The sequence below is a fragment of the Kribbella sp. NPDC048915 genome (assembly GCF_040649595.1).
Classification (GTDB): Bacteria; Actinomycetota; Actinomycetes; order Propionibacteriales; family Kribbellaceae; genus Kribbella.
Genome location: NZ_JBEZFT010000074.1, coordinates 26,996 through 34,468, shown reverse-complemented (window position 1 = coordinate 34,468; position 7,473 = coordinate 26,996). Strand labels below are relative to the sequence as shown.

Below are 7,473 nucleotides of genomic sequence, written 5' to 3'. Positions count from 1 at the left end.
CTGGCACAACGACCGAATCGGAGCACCCGTACTCCGGTCCATAACCGCCTACGACCACTGAGATCCCAGGCCCAGCCGTGCATCAATCATCTAGGCTTGGGTCATGCAATTCGCGACGTTGACGGCGGGGCAGGTTCCCGGGGTTCTCACGCTGGACGAGCTGCGGGCCCTGCAGCCGCTGCAGCAGCCGGAGTGGCCGGATCGGGATGTGCTGGAGCAGGTGATCGCGGAGCTGCGGACGTTGCCTCCGCTGGTGTTCGCCGGTGAATGCGACGACCTGACCACCAAGATCGGGGCGGTGGCCCGCGGCGAGGCGTTCATTCTTCAGGGCGGTGACTGCGCCGAGACGTTTGCGGGCGTGACCGCGGAGAACATCCGCGCCAAGCTCCGCGTGCTGCTGCAGATGTCGGTCGTCCTGCAGTACGCCGCGAGTGTGCCGGTCGTGAAGATCGGCCGGATCGCGGGGCAGTACGCGAAGCCGCGTTCCTCGGGTGAGGAGACCCGCGAGGGCGTGACGCTTCCGTCGTACCGCGGTGACGCCGTCAACGGCTTCGACTTCACCCCCGAGGCCCGGATCCCGGACCCCCAGCGGCTGCGCGGCGTGTACAACGCGGCGGCGGCCACGCTGAACCTGACGCGCGCCTTCACCACCGGCGGGTACGCCGACCTGCACCAGGTGCATGCCTGGAACACCGACTTCGTGAAGTCGTCGCCGGTCGGCCAGCGGTACGAGCAGCTGGCGTCGGAGATCGAGCGCGCGCTGGCCTTCATGCGGGCGTGCGGCGCGACGTCGGACGAGTTCAAGACCGTCGACTTCTACGCCTCGCACGAGGCGCTCATCCTCGAGTACGAGCACGCGCTGACCCGGATCGACTCACGCACCGAGCAGCCGTACGACGTGTCCGGCCACCTGCTCTGGGTGGGGGAGCGGACCCGGCAGCTGGACGGCGCGCACGTCGAGTTCCTGGCCTCGCTGACGAACCCGCTCGGCGTGAAGATCGGCCCGACCACGACTCCGGAGTACATCCGCGCGCTGATCGACAAGCTGAACCCGAAGGGCATTGAGGGCCGGCTCACGTTCATCACCCGGATGGGCGCGGGCAAGATCCGGACCGCGCTGCCGCCGCTGCTGGAGGCGGTCCGCGACCACGGTTCGCCGATCGCATGGGTGTGCGACCCGATGCACGGGAACACCTACGAGACCCCGAACGGATACAAGACGCGCAACTTCGAGGACGTGATGGACGAGGTCCAGGGCTTCTTCGACGCGCACGAGCAGGTCGGCACCTGGCCGGGCGGCGTGCACATGGAGCTGACCGGCGACGACGTCACCGAGTGTCTCGGCGGCGGTGAGGAGCTGGTCGCGGAGGATCTCGTGAACCGGTACGAGACGGCGTGCGACCCCCGGCTGAACCGGCACCAGTCGCTCGAGCTGGCGTTCCTGGTCGCGGAGCGGCTGCGCGGAGCGCAGGCATGATCGATCTGCGCTCCGACACCGTCACCCGTCCCTCGGCGGAGATGCTGGCGACGATGACGTCCGCCCCGGTCGGCGACGACGTGTACGGCGAGGACCCGACCGTCAACGCGCTCGAGGAGCGAGTCGCGGGCCTGCTCGGGCACGAAGCCGGCCTGTTCACCGTCACCGGATCGCTCGCGAACATGCTCGGCGTACGCGCCCTGGTCCCGCCGGGCGGCGAGGTGCTGTGTGAGGCTTCGGCGCACATCGTCCGCGCGGAGCTCGGGTCGCACGCGGCCGTCAGCGGGGTCACCACCCGCACGTGGAGCGCGCCGTCCGGGCAGATCGACCTCGAGCAGATCCGGGCGCTGATCGCTCCCGACCTGGGCCCGTACTTCGTGGTCACGTCGGCGGTCTCGGTCGAGAACACGCACAACTTCGGCGGTGGATCGATCCAGCACGCATTCGACGAACTGGCCGACGAGCTCGACGCCCGCGGTATGCCGCTGCACCTGGACGGCGCCCGGTTGTGGAACGCCGCTGTAGCGACCGGCCGGACGCCCGCGTCGTACGCCTCGCGGGCTGCCGCGGCGAGCGTCTGCCTGTCGAAGGGGCTCGGTGCACCGGTCGGTTCGGTGCTGGTCGGGTCGGCTGAGCTGATCCGGGAGGCGCGAGTCTGGCGGAAGCGGCTGGGCGCCGGCTGGCGGCAGGCCGGCGTGCTGGCCGCGGCCGGGTTGTACGCCGTGGAGCACAACGTCGAGCGTCTCGCCGAGGACCACGCCAACGCGCGGGCGATCGCCTCGCTGATCGCGGACGCAGCGCCGGGGTCGGTGAAACCCGAGCAGGTCGAGACCAACATCGTCGTCGTCGACCTGGCCGCGACCGGTAAATCGGTCGCCCGGATCGTCGAAGGCGCTCGCGCCTCAGGGGTGCTGGTCGGCGGGGTCGGCGCGACCCAGCTGCGGATCGTCACCCACTTGGACGCGTCCGCGGCGGACTGCCGGACGGCCGCGGAAATTCTCGCGCGACTGATCGGTTAGGGTGCAGCTGTCGGGGTCGCAGCGTTCGGGGAGAGCCGTGCGAGAAATCGTCGTGTTCAGCGGAAGTGCCCACACCGAGTTGGCGGAGCAGATCTGCAAGGATCTCGGCGTACCGCTGTCTCCGGTCGAGATCAACCGTTTCAGCAACGACTGTCTGCAGGTGCAACTGCAGACGAACTGCCGGCAACGCGATGTGTACGTCGTCCAGCCGCTGGTGCCGCCGACGCAGGAGCACCTGATGGAGCTGCTGCTGATGATCGACGCTGCGCGCGGTGCGTCGGCGCAGCAGATCACCGCCGTCATTCCGCACTACGCGTACGCCCGCTCCGACAAGAAGGACGCGTCGCGGATCTCCATCGGCGGTCGTCTGGTCGCGGACATGCTGACCACCGCGGGTGCTCACCGCGTTTTGACCATGGCGTTGCACGCGCCGCAGGTCCACGGGTTCTTCTCGGTGCCGGTGGATCACTTGACCGCGATCGGCGTACTGGCTGACCACTTCCGCGGGCGGGAGCTGTCCGACACCGTGGTCGTCAGCCCGGACCTCGGCAACGCGAAGACCGCGACCCAGTTCGCCCGGTTGCTCGGCGTACCGGTCGCAGCCGGCAGCAAGCAGCGGCTGGCCGACGACCGGGTCGTGATCGACGCCATCGTCGGCGACGTGGCCGGCAAGAAGGCGATCGTCCTCGACGACGAGATCGCCACCGGCGGCTCGATCATCGAACTCCTCGACCGCCTCAAGGACCACGGCTGCACCTCCGCCGCCGTCGCCTGCACCCACGGCCTGTTCGCCGGTCCCGCCGTGGAACGGTTGCGCTCCCACCCCTCGATCACCGAGGTCATCAGCACCGACACCGTCCCGCGCCCGTCCGGCTTCCCCGAGTTGCAGGTCACGTCGGTCGCCGGCCTGTTCGCCGAGGCCATCAAACGCATCCACGGCGGCGAGTCGGTAAGCAGCCTCTTCGACGGCGTGGACCCCACCCACGCGCCACCCCAACCCAAGCTCCCCTTCTAGCTGATCCGCCGCGCGCCACGGGACGCAGGTGGGATGCGCCGGCCGATCCCTCGGCTTCACCAGACTCATCGCCCGCCGCCCGCTGGGAAACTTTTGGGCACCTGACGGCGATTTGTTTCCCAGTGAGATCACCGGGGCAGCGCGCGAGCGGTCAGGTGGCGCGGGTGAGCCAGTCGAGGATCAGCTCGGCGACGGCGGAGGGGTTGTCGTCGGTGACGAAGTGGGCGGCGTTGTCGATGTAGGCGAGCTCGACGTGGTCGGCGTGGCGTTCGGGGTGGCGAGCGATGTGCTCGAGGTTCTCGGCCCACGGGTAGTCCTGGCGGCCGACGGCGATCAGGGTGGGTACGGTGAGTCGGCGGCGGCGGTAGGCGCCGCGGGCCAGGCGCATTGCCTCGGGCAGGATCATGCCTCGGGTCAGCCGCCGTACCGCGCGGTCGATCTCGGGGCGGCGCATCGGGGCGAGGTGTGCCTCGATAGCAGCCTCGTGCATCGGATGTGCGACGTACGGCGGCGCGAACGTTTGGCGCAGCGACGCACCGGGCTTGTGCCAGATGAACGCCGGCAGGTGCCGGAACCCTGGCATCACCTTGGGGCTGAACGCCATGAATCCCGGCGGCACGGACAGTTGTACGGCGGTCCGCACCCGCAACGGATGCTCGTACGACAACTGCAGCGCGGTGATCGCGCCCATGTCGTGCGAGACGAGGTGCGCGCGATCGATGCCGAGCGCATCGAAGATCGCCAACAGGTCCCGGAGACGAGTCTCGCGACCGATGCGCAGATCGTCGGCGGCGGTCCAGCCGGCGCCGCGCAGGTCGGGACACAGCACGCGGTACCCGGCCTCGGCGACCACCGGCGCGATCGCGTGCCACTGCCACCAGTGCTGCGGGAAGCCGTGCAGCATCACGACCGGTTCGCCCTCGCCGATCGCGGCGAGATGCGTGCGCAGCCCCGGCGTCGAGACCACGAGATGCTCGAAGCCTTCGGCAGGAGGCAGTGGCGGCGACCAGATCGGTGCGTCGTTCGAGTGTGTCGTCGTGGGTTCCGGCGTGGCCATGGCGTCCCCCCTTCGTGCGATGGCCTACTATTTTCATAGTAGACCCACTCGAGAAAGGTGTCGATGCCCGCGACCACCCGGGACCGCGCCCTCGAAGCTGCCGTCGAGGTGCTCGGGACGTACGGCGTTCGCGCCCTGAGCCATGCGCGCGTCGACGAGCGCGCCGGGCTGCCGGCGGGCTCGACGTCGAACTGGTTCCGGACCCGCCGCGCGTTGCTCGCGGGCATCGTCGACTGGATCGCTGAACGCGAGCGCGCCGACTTCGACCCGGCCGCGCTGCCCAGGATCGCGACCGTCGACGCGCTCATCGACGGGCTGTGCGTGATGACCGAACTGCAGAGCGGGCCGTACGCCGCCCGCACCCGCGCGCGGTACGCATTGTTCCTCGAACTCGCGGGCGATCCGGAACTCGGCGAGCCGCTGCGCCGCCAGCGGATCGTGTTCGAGCAGTGGAGCGAGCGGATCGTGACCGCCGTCGGCATCGCGAATCCGGTACCGGCGACCCGCGCGATCATGGCACTCGGTGAGGGCCTGCTCCTGCACCGCCTCACCGTCGACCCCGACCTCGACCTGCGTCCCAGCATCGAACGCGCCGTCCGAGCACTCGCCCTGGACGCCTGAGGTAGGTCAGCGGTACTCGGCCAGGCCGAGGATGATGCCGGCCGGCCCGCGGTAGTAGCACAGTCGGACCTGGTCGCCGTACTCCGCGATCTCGCCGATGAGTTCGCCACCGAGCCGGTCGAGGCGGGCGATGGTGTCGTCGAGGTCGTCGACCTTGTACATCACCCGGTGCATTCCGAGGATGTTGTGCGGTGGGTTCTTCGGGGTGAAGTCCAGTACGGCGGGGGAGTGGTACTGCGACAACTCCAGCCGGCCGTGCCCGTCCGGGGTGCGCATCATCGCGATCCGGCAGTGGATCCCGTCCAGGCCGACCGCGCGGTCCGCCCAGCTGCCCTGGATGTCGGCCTCGCCTTCGAGCTCCAGGCCGAGTTCGGTGAAGAACGCGATCGCCTGCTGCAAGTCGTCGACGACGATGCCGACGTTGTTCATCTCCTCAACCGCCACGGCTGCAATCCTTCCCTCGATGGAGCCTCTTTCGACCCTAGGACGAACCCGGCACCACGTCCTCGACATCAGTACGTGCCTGCGGCCAGGTCCGGCGTACCGTCTATCGTCTGCGGCATGCGTTCTCTGTCTCCTCGGGTGCAGGCGTTGGGTGCGGCCGGGGTCTGTGTGGTGGTGGCGGTCGCGGCGGGGCTGGCGGTGGACGGGCGGCTGGATCGGCATTGGATCCTGCGTGGGCTGACGCTGCTGCTCGCGCTCGGGTGTGCGACCTTGCTGCTCACCGATCAGAGCCGGCGGCTGCGGCAGATCGTCACCGCGATCGGGTTGGTGATGTTCGGTCTCGTCATCCCGGTGACGCAGACGCTGTGGTCGAAGCCGCCGGAGATCGAGTTCGCCCTCCAGGTCGCGACCGACGCGAAGAACGCCGCCGAGAAAGGCGCTCGCAGCGCGGTGTCGGTCGCCGACGTCAAGGCCGCGGCCGAGGCACGCGGCGGTGCAGTCGGTTCGCTCCCGACCGAGCGAAACCCGCAGGTCCGCGGCGCCGACGCGTACCCGCTCATCGTCCGCGCAAAGTCGGACCAGGGCCGCCCCTGGGCCTGCCTTTCTTTCGAGCACGGCCTCGAAGCCAAAGTCCGCCCTTGCTGAACAGTCCGCCCTGCTGAGCGGCGCCGCACGGCTCCAGCTGCCCACTTAGTGGGCAATCGATTTCTCGGCGGACCCTGGCGCGCCTAAGGTCGCGGTATGACTCTTGGGAATCTCACCGGCATCAGCGCGCTCGCGGACGTCGAGACGCGGTCCATCAGCGCGGAGAACCCGACCGGCGAGCCCGGTCAGGGTGGACGGCGGACCGAGGGGACCGGCGCCCGCGCGGCCCGGGACCTGGGCCAGGGATGGAAGGTCTCGCCGTCGATCGAGATCGGACCGGGGGAGACCGTGACGCTCGCGGACATCACCGGATCCGGCTGCATCACGCACATCTGGCTGACCACGCACGTCGACCACTGGCGCCGGCTGGTCCTGCGTGCGCACTGGGACGACGACCAGGCACCGGCGATCGAGACGCCGGTCGGTGACTTCTTCTGCTCCGGGTGGGGCCGGTTCGCCCAGGTGAACTCGCTGCCGGTCGCCGTGAACCCGAACGGCGGCTTCAACTGCTACTGGGAGATGCCGTTCCAGTCGCGGGCGCAGCTGACCCTGGAGAACACCCACGACGAGGCAGTGGTGGTGTACTTCCAGGTCGACTACTGGCTCGGTGCGGTACCGGACAAGTCGGCGTACCTGCACGCCCAGTGGCGGCGCAGCAACCCACTCCCGTCGAAGACCGTGCACACTCTGCTGGACGGCGTCGAGGGCCCGGGGCACTATGTCGGCACCTACCTGGCCTGGGGCGTCAACAGCTCAGGATGGTGGGGGGAGGGCGAGGTCAAGTTCTACCTGGACGGCGACGACGAGTTCCCGACGATCTGCGGCACGGGCACGGAGGACTACTTCGGCGGTGCGTGGAACTTCGACGTACCCCACCTCGGCGGCTACACCGAGTTCAGTACGCCGTACCTCGGGATGCCGCAGGTGATCCGCCCGGACGGGCAGTACCAGAGCCAGCAGCGCTTCGGCATGTACCGGTTCCACCTCCCCGACCCCATCCGCTTCAAAGAGGGCCTTCGGGTCGACGTCCAGGCCCTCGGCTGGCGCTCCGGCGGCCGGTACCTCCCGCTGCAGGACGACATCGCGTCCACCGCGTTCTTCTACTCCGGCAAGACCAGTACGACACGTCCGGACGCGCCGACGCACGACGTCATGGAGATCTGCTGACCCGGGTGCACACTTAGACTCGCGCCGT

Annotated in this window: 8 protein-coding genes; 6 read left to right on the top strand and 2 right to left on the bottom strand. The window is 69.2% G+C overall.

The window, feature by feature from the left end; genetic code table 11:
* Positions 1-103: 103 nt before the first annotated feature.
* The 3 genes from AB0B82_RS28185 to prs are packed head-to-tail and all read left to right on the top strand — an operon-like array spanning position 104 to position 3,511.
* Positions 104-1,477, top strand: coding sequence for a class II 3-deoxy-7-phosphoheptulonate synthase (locus tag AB0B82_RS28185; RefSeq protein WP_360174914.1), 1,374 nt, complete (start codon positions 104-106; stop codon positions 1,475-1,477).
* Complete coding sequence (locus AB0B82_RS28180; RefSeq protein ID WP_360174911.1) at positions 1,474-2,496, top strand: GntG family PLP-dependent aldolase; 1,023 nt, start codon at positions 1,474-1,476, stop codon at positions 2,494-2,496. The genes AB0B82_RS28185 and AB0B82_RS28180 overlap by 4 nt, the downstream gene beginning before the upstream one ends.
* A 37-nt stretch (positions 2,497-2,533) precedes the next feature.
* The gene (gene prs, locus AB0B82_RS28175; protein WP_360174908.1) at positions 2,534-3,511 is read left to right on the top strand and encodes a ribose-phosphate diphosphokinase; all 978 of its coding nucleotides are present in this window, start codon (positions 2,534-2,536) and stop codon (positions 3,509-3,511) included.
* Positions 3,512-3,662: 151 nt separating this feature from the next.
* Here the strand turns inward: prs and AB0B82_RS28170 are convergent, their stop codons facing one another.
* On the bottom strand, positions 3,663-4,568 hold the full coding sequence (locus AB0B82_RS28170) for an alpha/beta hydrolase (RefSeq protein ID WP_360174906.1): 906 nt from the start codon (positions 4,566-4,568) through the stop codon (positions 3,663-3,665).
* A gap of 63 nt (positions 4,569-4,631) precedes the next feature.
* On the opposite strand from AB0B82_RS28170, the gene AB0B82_RS28165 reads away from it, so the two are divergent.
* Positions 4,632-5,189, top strand: a complete 558-nt coding sequence (locus AB0B82_RS28165; protein WP_360174903.1) for a TetR family transcriptional regulator — start codon at positions 4,632-4,634, stop codon at positions 5,187-5,189.
* A 6-nt stretch (positions 5,190-5,195) separates the two neighbouring features.
* Here AB0B82_RS28165 and AB0B82_RS28160 read toward each other — a convergent pair whose 3' ends face one another.
* Positions 5,196-5,633 (bottom strand): VOC family protein, encoded by a 438-nt coding sequence (locus tag AB0B82_RS28160; protein WP_360174900.1) that lies wholly within the window; start codon positions 5,631-5,633, stop codon positions 5,196-5,198.
* A gap of 117 nt (positions 5,634-5,750) precedes the next feature.
* On the opposite strand from AB0B82_RS28160, the gene AB0B82_RS28155 reads away from it, so the two are divergent.
* Complete coding sequence (locus AB0B82_RS28155; RefSeq protein WP_360174897.1) at positions 5,751-6,278, top strand: hypothetical protein; 528 nt, start codon at positions 5,751-5,753, stop codon at positions 6,276-6,278.
* Between the two features lie 96 nt (positions 6,279-6,374).
* Entirely contained in the window at positions 6,375-7,445 is a 1,071-nt protein-coding gene (locus AB0B82_RS28150) for a glycoside hydrolase family 172 protein (RefSeq protein ID WP_360174894.1), read from the top strand.
* Positions 7,446-7,473: the final 28 nt, after the last annotated feature.